This window comes from Brevibacillus choshinensis, assembly GCF_001420695.1.
GTDB lineage: Bacteria > Bacillota > Bacilli > Brevibacillales > Brevibacillaceae > Brevibacillus > Brevibacillus choshinensis.
In genome coordinates this window covers 225,932-245,602 of the sequence record NZ_LJJB01000007.1, presented here as the reverse complement: position 1 = coordinate 245,602, position 19,671 = coordinate 225,932, and the positions used below count along the sequence as shown (strand labels likewise).

Below are 19,671 nucleotides of genomic sequence, written 5' to 3'. Positions count from 1 at the left end.
AAGGGAGGGTTATTCATGCCATTAGTCATTACGCTGATTTCCATCGTGTTGCTGCTTATTCTCATCACCCGCTTTAAAGTAAACCCATTTGTAGCCCTGCTGCTCGCTGCCGGATTTGTGGGAATCGCATCCGGCATGCCATTGACCAAAGTCGTTGATTCGATCAAAGACGGTATGGGCGGGACGCTAGGTTTTATCGCCATCGTCCTCGCACTGGGTACGATGCTCGGAAAGATGATGGCGGAATCAGGCGGCGCGGAACGTATCGCCCGTACGCTGATCAATCTCTTCGGAGAGAAAAACGTCCATTGGGCCATGATGTTTGTTGCCTTTATCGTAGGGATTCCGGTATTTTTCCAAGTCGGTTTTGTCCTTTTGATTCCACTGGTCTTTACGATTGCTCGTCAGACGGGAGTCTCCCTCCTGAAAATCGGGATTCCACTGGTCGCTGGTCTGTCTATCGTTCACGGGATTGTCCCTCCCCATCCAGCTGCGATGGCCGCTGTCGATCTGTTCCAAGCAGATGTGGGTAAAACGATCCTTTTGTCTATCATCGTCGCTTTGCCATCCGCGATCATCGCGGGTCCTCTCTACGGAAGTTGGATTAGTAAACGAGTGAAAACGAGCATTTCGCCTGAGCTCGCCTCCCAGCTGAGCGAACCAAAGGATGAGCGCGAACTGCCTAGCTTTGGCATCACTGTCTTTACCGTTTTGCTGCCGGTTGCTTTGATGCTGCTGGCGACGGTTGCTGATGTCACTTTGCCGAAGGAAGACATGCTGCGCCAATGGGCAGACTTCATTGGTAACCCGATTACGTCCCTGTTGATCGCCGTCATCATTTCCTTCTGGACGCTCGGGATCAACCGTGGCTTTACGAAAGATGACATTCTCAAATTCACGAACGATTGCCTGGCTCCGACCGCTACGATCCTGCTCGTCATCGGTGCAGGTGGTGCCTTCAATAAAGTGTTGCTCAACAGTGGCGTTGGCGACTACATCGCGGAATTGGCGACAGCTTCAGCCATTTCCCCCATCTTTCTCGGTTGGCTGATTGCTGCCCTGATCCGTGTAGCAACAGGCTCTGCGACGGTCTCCATGATGACCGCAGCGGGTATCGTCGGCCCAATCGCCCTGCAGATCCCTGGGACGAGCCCTGAGCTGCTCGTGTTGGCTACAGGTGCAGGATCGCTGATTCTGTCCCACGTCAACGACTCCGGCTTTTGGCTCATCAAGGAGTACTTTAATATGACGGTACAGGATACGCTGAAAACATGGACGGTCATGGAAACGATCCTGTCTGTCGTCGCGATTATCCTGATCATGGCGCTGTCTTTGGTTGTCTAAAAGAGAAAAGAGCCCTCACTCCAGCAGTGAGGGCTTTTCATGATCTCGTGGAAAATGTAGATAGACGCTCGTTCCTTGCCGCTCTTCACTTTCCAGATGAATCGTTCCGTTTACGTACACCATCAATCGTTTTGCGATCGATAAGCCCAGCCCATTTCCGCCCTTCATCCGGCTTCGTGCCTTGTCTACGCGATAGAAGCGGTCAAGCACATGCGGGATTTCCTCCGCCGGTATCCCTTCCCCGAAATCGGTTACGATGATGAGCACCTCAGAGTCCCTCAATATCCCTCTGACTTCTACTACCTTTCTCTCGCAGGAATACTTGATCGCATTTTCGATAACGATAGAAAGCACCTGCTCCAAATGGTTCGGATTGATGCCGATCTGCACGTTTCTGATTTCTTCATAATCCACTTCAAAAGTAAACTCCGGATAGAGCAGCATGAAGTTCTGAACCGTATGGGAAATCACGGAACCCGAGTAGATGCGAGGAACAGATTTTGCCGTATAATCTTCCTCCGCACGACTGAGCTCAAGCAATTCTTTGACCAGTACCTTTAGCCGTCTACTTTCCATAAGCGCTGCGGCAATCGATTCGTCTAATATTTTTGGGTCGTTCTTTCCCCAACGTTGCAAAAGAGAAAGATGACCTTCAATCACTGCCAGAGGGGTCCGAAGCTCGTGTGACGCATCCTCAACGAATTGATTTTGCTGCTTGAATGAAAGCTCCAATCGGTTCATCATTTCATTGAAAATGGTCGCCAACTGCGACAGCTCGTCGCCGTTATCCGAAAACTCTACGCGGCGCGTGTGCCCCGTCTTGCTCACAATGTTCATCGTCTCAGCCAGGGACTGCACCGGTTTGATAATTTGTCGTGCAATTAGAAAACCGCCAGCCGCGCTAAGCACAATCGAACCGATCCCTGCGATCAGCATCGTCAACAGCAATAGATCATTGAGTGAATCCGAGCTCTCCAGGTTACGCACGATTTCAATCGTGCCCTGAAAAGGACGAGAAGCGAATGGACTGCGAAGGACCAGCAGCTGATCTTCTCCATGACTGATACGTTCAAGCATTTGCGAAGCGACCACCTGGGGAGAGACCCAATTGGCAGGAACGTTTTGACTCAACGTAATGAGTGGCTTACCCGTATGATCGAGAATGCGGATTAGCTGGTTTTCTTCATTCAACCTCTCTAGAAAAAGGGTGCTCTTTTGAAGCATGGAGGGGGAGAGGGAATCTGTTCGCTCTTCCATGTAGCCTACTATTTCAACCGCAAGCTTTCGAATGTTTTTTTCCTCGAGATTGTTCACCCATACATTCGTGACGATGTACTGAATGCCGCTGTAAAAGAAAAAAAGAGTGAATAGAATAAAGGAGGTACCCAACGTGATTTTCCACTTTAATGGCATTTGTATGAATTTGATGAGTGCTTTTTTCATTATCTCATAACATATCCCGTTCCACGTATTGTCTGAATGATGCTTTCCTCTCCTGGAAGATCCAGCTTGTGTCGTAAATATCGGACGTACACATCAACCACATTGGTTTCTACCTCGGTTATATACCCCCATACCTGCTCCAGTAAAATCTCTCTCGTCAGCACGCGGTTTATATTTTTGAGAAAAACCAGCAACAGCTCGTACTCCCTTTTTGTCAGCTCGACTTCCTCATCATTTCGCTTGATGATTCTCGCATCCATGTCTATTGTCAGATGCTTGTATGTTAACAGGGCCTGCTTGGGTTGATTCTCTGGTACCATCCGACGAAACAGGGAGCGGATGCGAGCAAACAACTCCTCTATCGCAAATGGCTTAGCTATGTAATCATCTGCTCCGCTATCAAGACCCGAGACGAGATCCATCACGTTATCACGAGCAGTCAAAATAATAATGGGCGTATTTTTTTTGGCACGAATGCGCCGACAAATCTCTAATCCATTTAATCCTGGAAGCATGAGATCCAGCAAAATGAGATCCCACTCCTCCTGTTGTGCTTTGTCCAAGCCTTCGCGCCCATCATGCACAACTGCCACCTCGTAGCCTTCATGATTGAGCTCTAGCTCGATAAACCGGGCAATGTTTTGCTCATCCTCGATTACTAATACCTTCTTCCTGTCTTCCATCGCCGTCTCCTCTCCTTCACTACACCACAAAGTATAGCATCCCCGGATACAGAAACTGGAATGCAAAAAGAGCAGTTCATGAAAAACATCTCCAGGACCTTTTTTAGCAGTCCCAGAGATGTTTCCTTACGACGATATTAGTCTTGTTCCTCTTGATCGTCTTGTTCTTCTTGGTCACCCTTTTTATCCTGCTTGTCTTGCTCTACCTTGAGGATTGCTCCTGTGTTGGCGTTTACTTTCACTTCGTACTCTTCCTTCTTGTCGTTGACGATCGATACGGTATATACGATGGTCCCGTCTTCGTCTTCCAGCTCAACGGAGTCCAACGTACCCGGTTGTTTCTTCATAGCTGCATCGATTGCTTGCTGAATCGTGATTTTTGCCGCTTGAACGAGTTGGGTACGCTCTACGTTGTCATCCACTTCTTGATCGTCGTCTTGTTTGACTGTCCCTTTGTCGTTTTCTTCCTGCGCGCCCTGTTCATCATCGTGGTCAGCTTCCGCCAAACCGATGTTCACGATCATATCAGTCTCGACATCTACGTCTACTTCATAGGCTTGACCCTTTTGATCCGTGATTTCTACGCGATACACAGGCAGGTCTTCCAAATCACCTTTTCCGATCGTACCTTGAAAAGATGCAGTAGCGAATTTCTGCGCTTGCTCCAATGTAATCGCCGCTTCCTGATCATCGTCTGCTTCAACCTGATCAGATTCGTTCTCATCGTCATTGGTTTCTGTATCCACATCTGGCTGGGCTTTCAGGAGTCTGCCCGTTTTCGCATCGACTTGAACCTCGTATTTTTTTCCAGCCTTATCCACTGCGTCAAAATGATAGGACGGGATATGCTCCAGCTCAGCGCCAGTGACTGTTCCGTTCAGCAGCTTGGAAGCGACCTCGATTCCGTGTTGCAAATCATTCGTTGCTCCATCTTTTGCAAACGCATTGTGCAGGGCGTTACCACCAATACCACCACCAGCAACAACAGCAGTTGCTAATGCGGTGACCAACCATTTCTTATTCATGAATTCTTCCTCCTTCATTTCGGTAGAAAGTTTTTGCTACAAGTCATAGCGTACATGCCTTACATGAAAGAACCGCGAATAACAGATTAGAAATGGATGAGAAAATGAATGCCCATCACATCTAATATTTAAATGATCATAATATTTTACTGTAAAACTAACATACGATATAATGAAAATATAATATATGCCTCGACGAAGAGCTGGAGGTGATTTTCTAAGCCAAATCGGGTAACGAAGAATAAGCTCGCTACATATGGTTCAGTATGTTTACTGAGCGACAATAATTTGAAGGAGCAATTTCTTTATGGAAATCCTACTCATGGTACTCGTGCTGTTATTGCTTATTGGTGCCTCCAATGTCATTCAGCGCTTTGTGCCATTCATTCCCGTGCCGCTCATTCAGATTGCGCTCGGGATCGTAGCCACGTTTATGCCCAGCCTTCATCACGTCCCGCTGAATCCTGAATTATTCATGGTCCTGTTCATCGCTCCGTTGCTCTTTAACGATGGGAAAATCACACCTCGCGATGAGCTGTGGAAGCTCCGAACCTACATATTGTTATTAGCCTTAGGTCTCGTATTTGCCACTGTGCTCCTGGCAGGTCCTTTCATTCACTGGTTGATTCCGGCCATTCCTCTGTCTGCGGCATTCGCACTCGCAGCGATACTCTCCCCGACCGACGCAGTAGCCGTTGGGTCGATCGCAGGTCGTATCAAGCTCCCCGGAAAAATTTTGCGCCTGCTAGAAGGAGAAGCGTTGATGAACGACGCCTCCGGTCTGGTAGCGTTCAACTTTGCCATCGCTGCTACTGTCACAGGATATTTTTCCTTACCACAAGCTGTTGGTAGCTTTTTCGTTATTGCGATCGGTGGATTGGTGATTGGCGCCCTACTTGGTTTTGCCGTCGTCTGGCTCCGATTGTTCCTGCGTCGCCTCGGGATTGAGGATGTGACGCTGCATATGCTGATCATTATCCTTACTCCATTTATCATCTATATCGCAGCAGAAGAATGCCACGTCTCAGGCATTCTGGCCGTCGTCGCTGCCGGTGTCGTTCATGCGATTGAGAGAGACCGCGTAGAATCCGCTTCGGTCCGTCTCCGCATCGTGTCTGACAGCACCTGGTCGGTTATCCTTTTCTCGCTAAATGGTCTCGTGTTCCTCTTGCTCGGGCTGGAGATCCCGGCGGTCGTGGCGAAAATATGGGAAGACCCTGCTTACCAAAACGGACAAGTCATCGGTTATATCTTGCTGATCACAGCCGTCTTGATGATTTTACGCTTCCTCGTCGTGTGGGCGAGAGATCGTCAGCTTCGCTCTACCGTAATCACAGCACTCTCTGGCGTGCGTGGAGCCCTGACACTCGCAGCAGCGTTCTCGATCCCCATGGTATTAGCTGACGGGAGTCCATTCCCTGAGCGCAATCTGATTCTCTTCATCTGTGCAGGAGTCATCCTGCTGACACTGATTTCCGCCAGTATCTTTCTGCCCTTACTTGCACGAAAGTCTGAGGAAGGCGGAGATCATTCTGAAGATCGCACAGAAACCGAGCGCTCAGCCCGTATTCGCGTACTAGATGCCGGGCTTCGCACTGTTCGCGAGGAGATGAACGATGAAAACACTCAGGAAGGAGCCGATCTCGTTGCCGAATATACCCGGCGACTGCAAAAGACGAAGCTGGAGGGAAAAACCCAGCTCGGAGAAGCATGGAGAGCGATGGTGAGTATTCGTTTGGCAGCTCTTGCGGCAGAACGGGAAGTAGGAGAGCGATGGTTAAAAGAAGAGCGAATCACACCACAGCTCGCCGCCTACTTCCGTGCCTCCCTGAATCGAATTGAGTTACTGCTCACGAATCGGGTCAAGATCAAGCTTCTGTTTATGCTTTCATGGTCAACCCTGCGTCGTTTACTGAAAGGGCGCAACCGAATCCCGAGTGTTATTACTCCTGCTGATCCGGAATGGGACAGCTACAAGGAATTGAAACTCGCAGCTATTCAAACCGCCATCACTAAGCTCAAGCAGATGAAAACAGAGGATAACCGAGATGCAGTACTTACCGTCATTGCAGATTATCGCGGGATGGCACTGCAATACCAAAACAACAAGCGCAGAAGCGGCTCTCGACGCCACATGAGCTTGCAACGAAAAGAGCTGGAGCTCAAGGCAATCCAGTCCGAGCGAAACGCGATTCAGATGTTGTATGAACAAGGAGACATCGATCGTCATTTCGCAGGTAGATTGCGCATGGACGTCAATTACCGTGAAGCCAGTCTTTTCGAGTCCCAAGAAGGGCATTGATCTCCAATACTTTTAAAGCAAGAAAGAACCCCTCATGCAGGGGTTCTTTTATTTATTTCGCTATAGAAAGGTCAGCTACTGCTTTGGGTTGGTTGGCCGCTGCAGGTGGGATCTTTGCCAGTCGGGAAGCGAGAACAAACCCGATCAGCATGAACCCTGCAATCATTCCCACGACGCCTCCCCAGCCAAAGGAAGACCAAAATACCCCACCAGCTGTCCCACCGATACTGGAACCTGCGTAATAAAAGAATAAATAGAGCGAAGATGCTTGCGCTTTGTCATGCAGGGCACGTCGCCCCACCCAGCTGCTCGCAATCGAATGGCTCCCGAAAAAGCCAAAGGTCAGAATCGGAAGACCCAAAATTTTGATCCACAGATGGTCATCGAGCGTCAAGCAAGCCCCTACCAGTGTGATGATCAACGAGATCGTCAGCATTCTTTGGCGCCCGTGCTTTTCCGCTTTTTTCGCCATCCATACCGAGCTGAATGTCCCGACCAGAAAGACGATGAAAATCCACCCTACGAGTGTTTGGGAGAGCGAGTACGGAGGTGCTGTCAACACGTACCCGATGTAATTGTACAAGGCGACATTACTGCCTAGAATCAGAAACCCGATTCCAAAGAGGCAGAGCATGCCCGGATCTTTCAGATGGCTGATCATCGACGACACGAGCTTTCCGACTTCCGGCGAACGCGGATGGAAGTTCTGCGACTTCGGCAAATTCAGCCAGAAAATCAGGCTCGCGAACAGACTGATCAAGCTAATCGAGCCCATCGCTACATGCCAGTTGAAAAAGTCTGTCAGCATCCCGGATATAATGCGGCCACTAACTGCACCCACGGAGTTGCCGCTTATGTAGAGCCCCATCGCGACACCCAGACTGGCTGGCTCCATTTCTTCTCCCAGGTACGCCATGGCGATCGAAGGAAGTCCTCCGAGCGCGATCCCTTGAATGACGCGAAAGACGAGCAAGCTCTCAAAGCTGGTACTGCAGGCTGTCAAGATAGACAGGATCGAGGCCACGAGCATGGAGCCAATCATGACAGGCTTGCGCCCCCATACCTCCGATATCGTCCCGAAAAACAGCATGCTGACTGCCAAAGCGATGGTCGTCACTGATAACGACAAGCTCGCCATCGTCGGCGATACGTGAAACTCCTTGCTGAATTCCGGCAACAGCGGCTGTGTGCTGTACAGGATGGCGAATGTATTGAAACCAGCAGCAAAAAAGGCAAGGTTAGACTTGCGAAAAGCAGCTGTGCCTTGCTGAATGTATCCCATGATGATGAAACCTCCCAAAAGTCCGTTCCGTTCACACCTTTATACTATCATTGACAATTCATAATGTATAATTTATTGTATTCATGATTTTAATGCATATCGGTAATGATAAAAAAGGATCTCATTCGTGGAGGAAAGCCTCATGGAGTGGCAACAACTCGAATATTTTCAAACGCTCGCCCGTATCCAGCACGTGACTCGCGCTGCCGAGTCCATGTCCCTCTCCCAGCCTGCACTCAGTCGATCCATCGCCCGTCTGGAAGAAGAAGTGGGACTCCCCCTCTTTGATCGCCAGGGCCGCACCATCATGCTAAATCGCTATGGAGAGCTGCTATTAAAGCGAGTCAATCGCATTCTGAAGGAATGGGAAGACGGAAAGCAGGAGCTACGCGACCTGGTTCATCCGGAGCACGGTGAAGTGTCTTTAGGATTCTTGCATACGCTGGGCACTAGTCTCATTCCCGACCTGATTGGCGCTTTTCGCACCGAAGCTCCACAGATCAACTTTTCTCTCATGCAAAATCACAGCTACTCGCTCCTCGAGCATTTGGACGCGGGCGAGCTGGACCTTTGCTTACTAGCAGAACCGACAGAAACAAAGATGTCGATACAATGGACTCCCCTTTGGAGCGAGGAGCTATTCGCCATCGTACCCATCGGTCATCGCTTGGCTGAGGCCGAGAGCATCCTGCTAGAAGAGCTCGCGGATGAGTCGTTCATCTTTTTGAAAAAAGGGTATGCTCTGCGCAGAACGACTGACAGATTGTTTGAGGAAATCGGCGTACAACCTAAGATTACTTTTGAAGGCGAGGAAGCCGCTACCGTCGCTGGACTGGTCGCCGCTGGGCTCGGCGTCTCGCTCCTCCCCGATCTGCGCGGGATTGATAAAAGCAAAATCATTCATGTCCGAGTGCGTGAGCCGCAGTGCCACCGTGTCATCGGTATGGCATTGGTTGAGGGCGGCTACTTGTCCCCTGCCACGATCCGCTTTAAAGAATTCGTTCTTGCTCACTTTGGGCAAAAAGAAAAAGAAGCTGCTTCCGATCTCAAGTAGAACCGGGGACAGCTTCTTCCCTTTTTATGCGACAGTCACTGCTGGGCTGGCTTCACTCTGCCGATGCCTCCAGATTTTTAAACTGGTTGAAAAACAGCTGATGGTACACGCCTTGCTGCTGGATGAGCGACTCGTGATTTCCCTTTTCCACGATTTCGCCCCGATCTACAACCATGATTGTATCGGCGTCCCGAATCGTATTGAGACGGTGAGCAATGACAAAGCTCGTACGTCCCTCCATAATCGTGAGTAGTGCATCCTGAATATGAATTTCCGTACGCGTGTCGATGCTGCTCGTCGCTTCATCCAGGATGAGCAAAGACGGCTTGGCGAGAATGACGCGAGCGATCGCGAGCAGCTGACGTTGGCCTTGGCTGAGATTGCCGCCGTTTTCCGTCAGCTGTGTCTCGTATCGCTTGGGGAGACGATTGATAAAGACACTCGCATTGGCCATGGCAGCGGCTGCCTCGACCTCAGCATCTGTCGCATCTGGTTTTCCGTATTTGATATTCTCCTTGATCGTTCCGGAAAACAAGTACGTATCCTGCAGCACAAAGCCAAAGCTGCTCCTGAGACTATCACGAGTGTACTCCCTGATGTCTTTCCCATCCAAATAGATGTTACCAGCCGTCACATCGTAAAAGCGCGTGAGCAAGTTCACGATGGTCGTCTTCCCTGCCCCCGTAGGACCCACGAGCGCGGTGGTGCTCCCTGCTTCGGTTTCAAAGCTGACATTTTTCAGAATCGGACGGTCGCTTTGATAGCCAAAGCAGACGTTTTTAAACACGACATGTCCCTTCGGCTGTGTCAACGTCACGGCATCGGCAACATCGTCTGGCTCTTCCTGTTCATCCAGCACTTCAAATACCCGCTCCGCTCCAGCAACACCGGATTGCAAAACATTGAAGATGTTCCCGAGATCGTTGAGCGGCCGCACAAATTGGCGCGAGTAGCTGAGAAAGCTGGCTATGACCCCCACGGTAATCAAGCTTTTGACAGCCAGGACCCCACCTACCACTGCCACCATCGTAAAGCCTAAGTTGTTGATGACGTTCATGATCGGCATGAGAAAGCCTGACAGGACCTGAGCTTTCATCCCGATCTTGGACAGCTCCGTATTGATCACATCAAATTCCTGCGTCGCCTTTTGCTCGTGGTTAAACGCTTTGACTACGTGAATGCCGGACACAGTCTCTTCGATGTGACCATTCAGTTTCCCTAGCTGATTTTGCTGATTTTTAAATAGCACACTCGTCTTTTTCGCAATAGTCCGAGTCAGTAAGTAGACGAGGGGTACCGTGATCAGGCACGCCAGCGTCAAGATCGGGCTCAGGATCAGCATCATAATCAGGGAACCGAGAATCATGATAGTCCCTGACATCAACTGGGCGGTCGATTGCGAAATCGAGTTGCTGACGTTGTCGATATCGTTCGTCAGTCGGCTCATCAGCTCCCCGTGTGGACGGGAATCAAAAAAAGCGACTGGCAGCTTTTGCAGCTTTTCAAATAAGGCTGTTCTCAGATTCTTCACGATTCGTTGGGAGAGACCTGCCATCAGCCAGCCTTGCAAGAAGGTCAGCAGTCCGTCCGCAATGTACGAAATCAACAAGGCGAGAATCGTAATGCCTAGCAGCCCCAACGTGGCTTCTCCCCCTGTCATCGCATCGATCGACTTTCCTATCAAATACGGTGCCGAGAGCATCAGCAGCGCATCCACCAGCACAATGAGGAAGACAATCGGGAGAACCCTCTTTTCTTTGCCAAAGGCTTCCCAGAGACGGCGGAGTGTACCTTTGAAGTTTTTCGGTTTCACGACCGGAACTCTTCCACCATGACCAAGTCCACGACCTGGCCTGCCCGGAAAGACGGGAGGTTGTTGTGGTTGTTGTCTTTGCTCCTGCGACATCCTACTGCACCTCCCTGCCGAGCTGGGATTGGAAGATTTCCTGATAGACGCGACACGTCTCCCGCAAGCTTTCATGCGTCCCGATGCCTACCAGCTCTCCGTGGTCCAGCACGACAATCTTGTCTGCATCCATCACAGATGTGATTCGTTGAGCGATCAGAATACACGTCAGACCTTGGGCGTACTCCCGCAGCGCTTCCTTGATCTTGGCCTCTGTCGCCACGTCTACGGCACTCGTGCTGTCATCGAGGATGAGGATTTCCGGTTGTCGCACCAAGGCACGAGCGATCGAGAGCCGCTGCTTTTGGCCACCCGAAAAATTGATACCACCCTGGCCTACCCGCGCCTCGTACCCATCAGGAGTACGTACCAAAAAGTCGTGTGCCTGCGCCATCTTCGCCGCCTGCTCCACTTCTTCGCAGGTCGCGTCTTCTTTTCCCCAGCGGATGTTCTCCATGACGGTTCCTGTAAACAGCGTCGTCTTTTGCGGCACGATGGACATTTTCTCCCGCAACCATTTCGGATCGATTTTCCGTACATCTACCCCATTTACACGTATCGTTCCCTCGGTCACGTCATAGAACCGAGGGATGAGTCCGACCAGACTACTTTTTCCCGATCCCGTCGAGCCGATGATCCCCAACGTTTCTCCGGGTAGGCAAGTAAAGGTGATGTTTTTGAGGACAGGCTCCCCTTGCTCTCCTTCGTAGGAAAAGGACACCCGTTCGAAGTCGATGCGCCCTTTCACGCCATCTGTTTGGACCGACAGTTCCTCCCATGTCATGCGGTTCTCCTCTGCGAACACTTCCCCGATTCGTCCCGCAGAAGCCTTTGCCCGTACAAACATGTTGAACACCATCGAAATCATCATGAGCGAAAACAGAATTTGCGTCATGTAGTTCGTAAAGGCAATAATGTGACCGACCTGCATATCTCCTCGCTCAGCAGCCATTCCCCCCAGCCACAGAACCGCCACGATCCCCATATTAACCGTCAGCATGATAGCTGGGCTGAAAATGGACATGACACGTGTAGCAGAGACGGATTTCTTCTGGAGCTCTTCGTTTGCCTCGCCGAACTTGCCGACCTCAAAGTCAAAACGGTTAAACGCCTTGACGACTCGCACTCCGGACAAATACTCCCGCATGACTCCGTTGACCTTATCCAATGCTTGCTGCACCTTCATGAAAAACGGAAAGCCGATCTTCATATTTAAGAAGATAAACAAGCCCACGATCGGCACGACCACTGCCAATACAATGGCCAGCTTGGCATTCAGTTGTGTCGCCATAAACAGCCCGCCGATACACATGAGCGGAGCCTTGACGAAGATACGCATCATGCCATTCACAAACACCTGCACCTGATTGACGTCATTGGTAAGCCTTGTCACGAGAGACGCCCGGTCGAAGCGATCGATGTTCTCGAATGAAAGCGACTGTACTTTTTTAAACAAATCCGACCTCAGCTGAGCGCCGAAGTTTTGCGATACGTATGTAGACAAAATGTTGCGCATCGATGCTGCAATCGCGCCCAATGCTGTCACTCCGAGCATCAAGCCACCTGTCGAGAGCACGTAATTCAAATCCCTTTTCGCTACCCCCACATCGATGATCCGAGACATAATGGTCGGCTGCAACAGATCGCATAGCGCTTCTACGGTCAGAAAAAAGAGGGAAATACAAAAGACGACTCCGTATTTTTTGATGTATTTGGTATAAAAACGCATGCAATCACTCCATCTTCACGGCAGCTCCCAATCTTTCTCTATCACACCATACCTATCGGGATTTGAAAAGTAGTTTCTAGGGCCAGAATACAGGGAAAACACCCACCATTTACGAATCAGTAAAGGAAGGAGGTGACTACCATGAAACATGTGATCATGGACGCATATTCGAAACTTTCCAGAGACTACGAAAAGAATGTAGATACCGAAAGTGGTTATAATGCTTACTATGAGCGGCCTGCCATGCTGAAGCAGCTGCCGGAAGACATGAGCGGACTTGCTGCTTTGGATGCTGGATGCGCCGCTGGATGGTATACGGAACAGTTATTTCATCGAGGGGCACAGGTTACTGCGATCGACCTTAGCCCAGAGATGATTGAAGCAACCCGGAGAAGAGTCGGCGAGAAGGCGAACCTTTTGGCTCACGATCTCAACGACCCGCTTCCCTTTGCTGATGAGTCCTTTCATCTCATTATCAGCTCCCTGACGTTGCACTATATCGAGAATTTGGCTAGACCCCTTCACGAGTTTCACCGTGTCTTGCGTCCTGGGGGACAGCTATTATTCTCCGTCCATCATCCGTTTATGGACTTCACCCTATTTCAACGCCCCGATTACTTTACCCACGAATGGCTCATAGACAACTGGATCAAAAAAGAAGCAGGAGAAGTCGAGGTCGCTATTTTCCGCAGACCCCTTCACGACATCATCAATCAAACGACAGCTGCATTCACGCTCGATCGGATCATAGAGCCACAAGCTGTTCCAGCGTTTTTGGAAAAATTGCCTGACTCAAGAAAAAGCTATGACCACCTCATGACGCATCCCCATTTTCTGATCGTCCACGCGCACAAATCACAGTCACCCACCCAAGAGCGCAATCGATAAGAAACCTTCACAGCCCATTTATGTTTTACTATTCTTGAAGGATGAAAACCTGTTCCAACAGGAAATCAAAATAGAGGTGATCCCAATTGGCAACGAACAATATTTTCGTCAATCTCCCAGTCAAGGATCTGAACAAAACAAAGGAGTTTTTCTCCAAAGTCGGCTACGAGTTCAACCCTCAATTCTCTAACGAGCAAGCAGCCTGCATGGTCATCAGTGAAAATATTTATGCCATGCTGCTCGTTGAGGATTACTTCCAGTCCTTTATCCAAAACACCAAGAAAGAAATTACAGATACAAGCAAAAACACAGAGGTCATTCTCGCCCTGTCCGCAGAAAGCCGTGAAGAAGTAAACGAGCTGGTCAATCGTGCACTGGAAGCTGGCGCCAAGCCATACAATGATCCTGTCGACCATGGCTTCATGTACAGCTGGAGCTTCCAGGATCCAGATGGCCATCTGTGGGAATTCGTGTACATGGATCCGAGCACGATCCAACAGTAAGGCGCAGGGCAGATCCTTTCCCTCGTACGAACAAAAAAAGCACAGCGACTGTTTCGGACATGATCACCATGTTCCGTACGACCGCTGTGCTGTTTCTTTTATGAGTGGCCTGGTACGCTCTTTCTTGTTTGTCATAACATAAAAAGCTAATTCTGCAGCTGTCCATATTGTTTTCATATGGTTACTCTACATTTTTTAGATCATACGATCAACAAAGGAAATCATGATGACAAAGTGATCATCGGGTATGGCAATGTGTCGGAGGAAGAAATTCAGGAGGGTGTGCAACGGTTGACGTCTGTGTTGGGGCGAAATAAACGGGCAAAAGCCTAGCCCCATAAGCAAGCTCATCTACGCCCAATTAGGCATAGCATACATCGACTGAATATAACGTAATGCAGGGAGGTTACGATCCGTTGAGACAACAGGAATTCCCTATGTATTATCCGCCACCTGTACACCCCTATCATTTTCAAGATGGCGGGGCTTTTTGGCCGAATCCCTATGCATATAGGAAAGTGGCTATGCTACCGGTTGGAGAAGCCATCGTTGGTTTGGTGGGACTTGTAGGTTGGATGGCAAATTACTATGGTCAACTCTACATGAAATATAAGGATGCTGCCGCAACATGCGCTTATGAATTTCCTTATCAATGGCATAAAATCGAGGAGTGCTTAATCCATACGTATGGTGTGCCAAGAGCAGAAGCAGAACAGATCGTAAGCACGATGCGGTATTGGTTCCATAAGTTTAAAGCAGCTGGATTAATGTTGCCGGATCCTGCCGGGAGATGGATAACCAAATGGGGTGCCATCACACTCACGAAAAGATTTGACCCCGCGACTGGTGCGTATGTGATGGACGGTACGTATAACTGGGCTCCCACAGGTACATTGACGGGTACACTCGTTGCGCCAGACTACCTCTATGGCACCTGGAAGGATAACCAACCTCTAGGCGACAAACCAACCGAAGGGAAGTTTATCATGCGCTTTACGTTTGACGAACATGACAGACCCGTTTTTAACGGTTCATTTGGCTATGGCAACGATGCCTATGCTAATAAATGGAGCGGCAGGCAAGACTTGACGTCTCATGGATAGCTCGGCAAGCGAATCCTTTTACCCGTCATACAAAAACAGCACAGCGACTGTTTCGGACATGATCACCATGTTCCGTACGACCGCTGTGCTTTGTCTTTTTATGCTTGGCAAGCCTGCATGTTGTGGCTCATTAAGGGACGTCCCATTTTCTCCTGAATGAACAAGGCAGCTGCTTGCAGCTTTTCCGCATCAATCCCAGTCTGCATGCCCAATCCATTCAGCATGTACAGCAGGTCATCCGTCGCGATGTTTCCTGATGCACCCGGAGCATAAGGGCAACCGCCCAAACCGCCCAACGAGCTGTCAAAGGTGGTCATCCCCATCTCCAGGGAAACGAGCACATTCGCCATCGCCATGCCGCGAGTATCGTGAAAATGCATCGCCAATTTGTCAGTCGGGAAACGCTGGAGCAATACCTCCAGCACTTCCTGCACTTGACGAGGCTGAGCGACTCCGATTGTATCACCGAGAGACACCTCGCTTACCCCCATCGCAAGTAACGCTTCCGTCACGCGGATGACATCATCTACCGAGACGGCACCTTCGTACGGACAACCAAACACAGTAGAAACGTAACCACGAACGGTCTTGCCTGCCGCTAGCGCCGCCTGAGTGGTTTCCGCCAAAATCGGGTACGTCTCTTCTCGGGTCTTGTTGATATTTTTCAAATTGTGTGTCTCACTGGCTGACATAAAGACCGATACTTCGTCCACCTGGGCTGATAGCGCCCGCTCCAGTCCTTTTGCATTTGGCACGAGGGCCGCATACGTGACACCGGGTACTCGCTCGATGCCACTCACTACTTCAACAGCGTCTGCCAAAGCAGGTATCCACTTGGGATGGACAAACGAAGTCACTTCCATATAAGTCAGTCCAGTATGCGACATCTGATTGATCCACGCGATTTTGTCAGGAGTCGGGACAAAAACCGATTCGTTCTGCAAACCGTCCCGAGGTCCCACTTCTTTGATGGTGATCTTTTTCGGATCGATTTTCATACGGGCATCAAACTCCCAGCAGTTTTGACATCATGTAGGTGGAGCCGTAGAAGATCATGAACTGTACGCCGGAGCTAACCCCCAGAACGCGGTTCATCAGTCCTCCTACTGCTGCCATTGTCAGTGTAAGTATGACCCCTACAAGCTGTGCCTCATGGAAGGCGAGCAAGCAAGCGAGACCGATGAACATACCGACGATCGCTTCCTGGCTGATGTTTTTCATGACAAACACGGTCGCTTTACGCGCATAGTTCATAGCAAATGGATACGCAATCAGCGCTGCGATCACCAAACCGATCAAGCCGTACAGGAAGAACTCCCATGGTGTCATCATATTATGCAGATTGTTTACTGGATCGCTCGTAAACACAGGCGGTGCGTTAAACAAAGGAGAAGCTGGTCCCAACGCCACTGGGCTGAGCGGAATACCAAACGCCAGGAGTGGGATGATCGCTTCCGCAATGTAGGTGGACTCGGTAACACCGTTCATGGACGCCAGACTCGAAGTAGACTTTTTGTACACGCCTTTGTTGCGCGAACCCACGATCTCCCCCATCAGCGATGTCATGCCCACTGGACTAAAGGCAAAGGTCAGAGAGGAAACAAAGGAAGTTGCCGCCGTATAAGCGGTTTGTCTGCCTGTCAGGACGCGGAACGGATTCGGGAAGAAACCCTTCCATGACTTCGTTTCCGGTGCAAGGTGATATTCCTTTGCAGTCTGCCGAACCATGCCTTTACGTGCAGTCGGGGACAGAGAAAACAAAATGTCCGAGAGCATAGGTCCGATCGCGATGCCCAGAAAGAAGCTAGTGCTCAAATGCTTTTCTACTACACTAAAGCTGAACGTATCAATGCTTTTAATGAAGAAGGCAAATGGGATAATCATCAGGACGCTTACCCATTTTCCTTTTGAGAAATAAGCGATCAGGATAGCAGCCAAGGTGAAGATCAGCCCAGATGAGGCTTTGAAGAAGTCAGCGAACTGTCCCAGAAACTGCCCGAACAAAACTGCTGTTGGCAGGGCGATGAAAGCACCGATCAAACCGCCGGACAGCATTTTGCGCAACGCGACATGGGGTACACCCAATCTGCGCAGGGCAGACGCATGGTCAATCAAAGGCACCGCCGTGGTATCACCAGGAATACCCATGAGTGCGGTCGGGATCGCATGCGTGAGATGCTTGGACAATACTGCCGCCATGAAAAAGGAAAAGACTGCTTCTGGCGGTGCTCCGAGCAAGATGACGAGCAGGGTAAAGGGTACCATGATAGCGGTTTCATCAGTACCCGAAACTAATCCGATCAAGGAAAAGATAATAGCACCTGCCAATGCAAGCAAAATGGATATCATGAGTACGCTCATTGTTGTGTTCGCCCCCCGCTACGCTTGAATGTCTCTAAAATCCCCAGTTCTTCCATCTCTTTTTTCGTCACAGGGTCGTCTTTAATCAATTCATACTCTGCTTTCGGATCTACCTGCATGCTGAGTAGGATTTCTTCCAAGCCTTCGGAGGAGGTTTCTTCTTCCGTCAATATCCGGCTTGGTTTAAACAGGTTCGCACAGATGATGAGTCCCAGTACGCTACCTGCGATTCCTAGCAGCAAAGAGTAGGAGCCTACCATTTTGGCCTCAGCGATCTTGGGGAAAAAGCTTTTCCCCAAGAAGTAGCCACCAATACTCAGGCAAATACTGATCACGATGGCCGAAAGAATTCGGACCGGTACGACCGTATCTCCTAAAATTTCAATGTACTCTTTTTTCGATGTCGTCGCCTGTTGTTCTTTCCTTACCATTTCAGTTTCCATTGGCAACCCCCTCCTGCAATTGTTTGGTCAGCTCCAGAATGCGGTCGTAGCGTACGTCCTTCTCCTGAATGGCTTGCTTGACGATCTGATCGATCTGGTCATCATGAGCACCTGCCATCATCGCGAGGTTGCGAGCATGCAGTGCCATATGTCCTTTTTGAATTCCTTCGGCAGCCAATGCACGCATGGCAGCCAGGTTTTGTGCCAAGCCCACTGCTGCGATCGCTCCAGCGAGCTCTTCCGCGTTCTGAATTCCCATTACTTTTAGGCCCAGACGAGCGGTTGGATGCGATTTGGTCGCGCCTCCGACAATCCCTACGGCCATCGGTACTTCAATTGTTCCTACCAGGTTTCCTGTGCGGCCCAGCTCCCAGCGAGTGAGTGAACGATAACGGCCAGATACAGATGCATAAGCGTGTGCCCCTGCTTCTACTGCTCGCGTATCATTTCCCGAAGCCAATACGACCGCGGAAATACCGTTCATGATTCCTTTATTGTGTGTAGTCGCGCGGTACGGATCGCACTCTGCAAATTCGTAAGCGCGGATAATGTTGTCGACGACCTCTTTGCCACCCAGTTCTTCTGTAGAGAATTCGGCGCGTGCGCGTACCAAACGGCGATCAGCCAGGTTGGAGATAATGCGCAGAACGACGCGGCCCGAAGTAATTTCCTCGATGTAAGGAGCTACTGCCTCTGCCATCGTGTTGACCGCATTGGCCCCCATCGCATCACGTGTATCCACGAGGAGATGCAGGACAACCATCGGCTGTTTTGCCCGCTCGATCACATGTACCTCGACGTCAATCGCACCGCCACCGAGCGAAACGAGTGTCGGGTCTTTTGCATTACAGCGATCCAGAATCTCTTTTTTGTTTTCGTAGATGCGAGCCATCGCGCCATACGGGTCAGTCAAATCGACGACTTGAATTTGCCCTCTCATGATGGAGCCGCTCAAGGAAGTATGAAAGCCTCCCAGATCGTAGGCTGTGCGTGCCGCATTACTCGCTGCTGCCACGACAGACGCTTCCTCGGTTGCCATCGGAATGAAGCGATCTACCCCATTGATTTTAAAGTTGGTTGCGATCCCGAGTGGAATGGACATCACGCCCACCACATTTTCAATCATCGAATTGGCGGTACGCAATGGAAATGCGGTCGCTCCCGACAAGATTTGTTTTTCTTCTGCAGTCAGTTGACACTCCTGTGCAACCTTCTCTAGTCTTTCCTCAGGTGATAGTTTGTAAAATCCGGATACTCGACTGGTAGTCATCTCGCATTCTCCTACTCTATGTTGAATGATAGGGGTACTGCGCCCCATGTTTCTGACCCTTTCTGATTGAAACGCTTTCATTCTTTCGTAAAAACGCTTACATCAAAAAGGCTCGCGACTGACTTAGCGCTCACATTGTAATTGTGTTTCCTTTTATTCAACTTTGTTGAATGACCATATACTACTACATCTTTTCCCGTCTGTAAATGGGGAGCATTCGAAATTGTTCGATAGATGTTCACAATCAAAATAATACGATCTAGAAAAACTCGTCTGAATGGGTGGCAGAAAAAAAGGCATCGTACCTGACCCGACAAAAGCCCGGTGGTACGATG

16 protein-coding genes are annotated in these 19,671 nt (G+C 49.9%); 6 read left to right on the top strand and 10 right to left on the bottom strand.

Features of this window, described 5'->3' with window-relative positions:
* Positions 1-15 precede the first annotated feature (15 nt).
* Positions 16-1,344 carry a GntP family permease gene (locus AN963_RS01170; protein ID WP_055742736.1) on the top strand — a complete coding sequence of 443 codons (1,329 nt, stop codon included), beginning with the start codon at positions 16-18 and terminating at the stop codon, positions 1,342-1,344.
* A gap of 15 nt (positions 1,345-1,359) precedes the next feature.
* Here AN963_RS01170 and AN963_RS01165 read toward each other — a convergent pair whose 3' ends face one another.
* From AN963_RS01165 to AN963_RS01155, 3 genes are all read right to left on the bottom strand, one after another.
* Entirely contained in the window at positions 1,360-2,787 is a 1,428-nt protein-coding gene (locus AN963_RS01165; RefSeq protein ID WP_055742735.1) for a sensor histidine kinase, read from the bottom strand.
* Positions 2,787-3,470: a response regulator transcription factor gene (locus AN963_RS01160; RefSeq protein ID WP_055742734.1), complete on the bottom strand. Its 684-nt coding sequence runs from the start codon at positions 3,468-3,470 to the stop codon at positions 2,787-2,789. Before AN963_RS01160 ends, AN963_RS01165 begins: the two co-directional genes overlap by 1 nt.
* A 137-nt stretch (positions 3,471-3,607) precedes the next feature.
* Positions 3,608-4,495: a PepSY domain-containing protein gene (locus AN963_RS01155; RefSeq protein ID WP_055742733.1), complete on the bottom strand. Its 888-nt coding sequence runs from the start codon at positions 4,493-4,495 to the stop codon at positions 3,608-3,610.
* Positions 4,496-4,802: 307 nt separating this feature from the next.
* On the opposite strand from AN963_RS01155, the gene AN963_RS01150 reads away from it, so the two are divergent.
* Complete coding sequence (locus AN963_RS01150) at positions 4,803-6,797, top strand: Na+/H+ antiporter (RefSeq protein ID WP_055742732.1); 1,995 nt, start codon at positions 4,803-4,805, stop codon at positions 6,795-6,797.
* A gap of 52 nt (positions 6,798-6,849) precedes the next feature.
* Here the strand turns inward: AN963_RS01150 and AN963_RS01145 are convergent, their stop codons facing one another.
* Complete coding sequence (locus tag AN963_RS01145; protein WP_055742731.1) at positions 6,850-8,079, bottom strand: MFS transporter; 1,230 nt, start codon at positions 8,077-8,079, stop codon at positions 6,850-6,852.
* A gap of 142 nt (positions 8,080-8,221) precedes the next feature.
* Here AN963_RS01145 and AN963_RS01140 point away from each other — a divergent pair, with 142 nt between their 5' ends.
* Positions 8,222-9,133, top strand: coding sequence for a LysR family transcriptional regulator (locus tag AN963_RS01140; protein WP_055742730.1), 912 nt, complete (start codon positions 8,222-8,224; stop codon positions 9,131-9,133).
* Positions 9,134-9,185: 52 nt separating this feature from the next.
* Here the strand turns inward: AN963_RS01140 and AN963_RS01135 are convergent, their stop codons facing one another.
* Both AN963_RS01135 and AN963_RS01130 read right to left on the bottom strand, forming a co-directional pair.
* On the bottom strand, positions 9,186-11,039 hold the full coding sequence (locus AN963_RS01135; RefSeq protein WP_055742729.1) for an ABC transporter ATP-binding protein: 1,854 nt from the start codon (positions 11,037-11,039) through the stop codon (positions 9,186-9,188).
* Between the two features lies 1 nt (position 11,040).
* Positions 11,041-12,768, bottom strand: coding sequence for an ABC transporter ATP-binding protein (locus AN963_RS01130; protein WP_055742728.1), 1,728 nt, complete (start codon positions 12,766-12,768; stop codon positions 11,041-11,043).
* Between the two features lie 141 nt (positions 12,769-12,909).
* Here AN963_RS01130 and AN963_RS01125 point away from each other — a divergent pair, with 141 nt between their 5' ends.
* The 3 genes from AN963_RS01125 (at position 12,910) to AN963_RS01115 (ending at position 15,262) form a co-directional block, all read left to right on the top strand.
* Positions 12,910-13,656: a class I SAM-dependent methyltransferase gene (locus AN963_RS01125; RefSeq protein WP_055742727.1), complete on the top strand. Its 747-nt coding sequence runs from the start codon at positions 12,910-12,912 to the stop codon at positions 13,654-13,656.
* An 86-nt stretch (positions 13,657-13,742) separates the two neighbouring features.
* The gene (locus AN963_RS01120) at positions 13,743-14,159 is read left to right on the top strand and encodes a VOC family protein (protein ID WP_055742726.1); all 417 of its coding nucleotides are present in this window, start codon (positions 13,743-13,745) and stop codon (positions 14,157-14,159) included.
* A 416-nt stretch (positions 14,160-14,575) separates the two neighbouring features.
* Positions 14,576-15,262, top strand: a complete 687-nt coding sequence (locus tag AN963_RS01115; protein WP_055742725.1) for a hypothetical protein — start codon at positions 14,576-14,578, stop codon at positions 15,260-15,262.
* A gap of 98 nt (positions 15,263-15,360) precedes the next feature.
* Here the strand turns inward: AN963_RS01115 and AN963_RS01110 are convergent, their stop codons facing one another.
* From AN963_RS01110 to AN963_RS01095, 4 genes are read right to left on the bottom strand one after another with little or no spacing between them, the layout of a single operon-like run.
* Complete coding sequence (locus AN963_RS01110) at positions 15,361-16,260, bottom strand: hydroxymethylglutaryl-CoA lyase (RefSeq protein WP_055742724.1); 900 nt, start codon at positions 16,258-16,260, stop codon at positions 15,361-15,363.
* A gap of 7 nt (positions 16,261-16,267) precedes the next feature.
* Complete coding sequence (locus tag AN963_RS01105; RefSeq protein ID WP_055742723.1) at positions 16,268-17,623, bottom strand: tripartite tricarboxylate transporter permease; 1,356 nt, start codon at positions 17,621-17,623, stop codon at positions 16,268-16,270.
* Positions 17,620-18,066, bottom strand: a complete 447-nt coding sequence (locus AN963_RS01100; protein ID WP_055742722.1) for a hypothetical protein — start codon at positions 18,064-18,066, stop codon at positions 17,620-17,622. The genes AN963_RS01105 and AN963_RS01100 overlap by 4 nt, the downstream gene beginning before the upstream one ends.
* Positions 18,056-19,336 (bottom strand): hydroxymethylglutaryl-CoA reductase, degradative, encoded by a 1,281-nt coding sequence (locus AN963_RS01095; RefSeq protein ID WP_055742721.1) that lies wholly within the window; start codon positions 19,334-19,336, stop codon positions 18,056-18,058. The genes AN963_RS01100 and AN963_RS01095 overlap by 11 nt, the downstream gene beginning before the upstream one ends.
* Between the last annotated feature and the right edge of the window lie 335 nt (positions 19,337-19,671).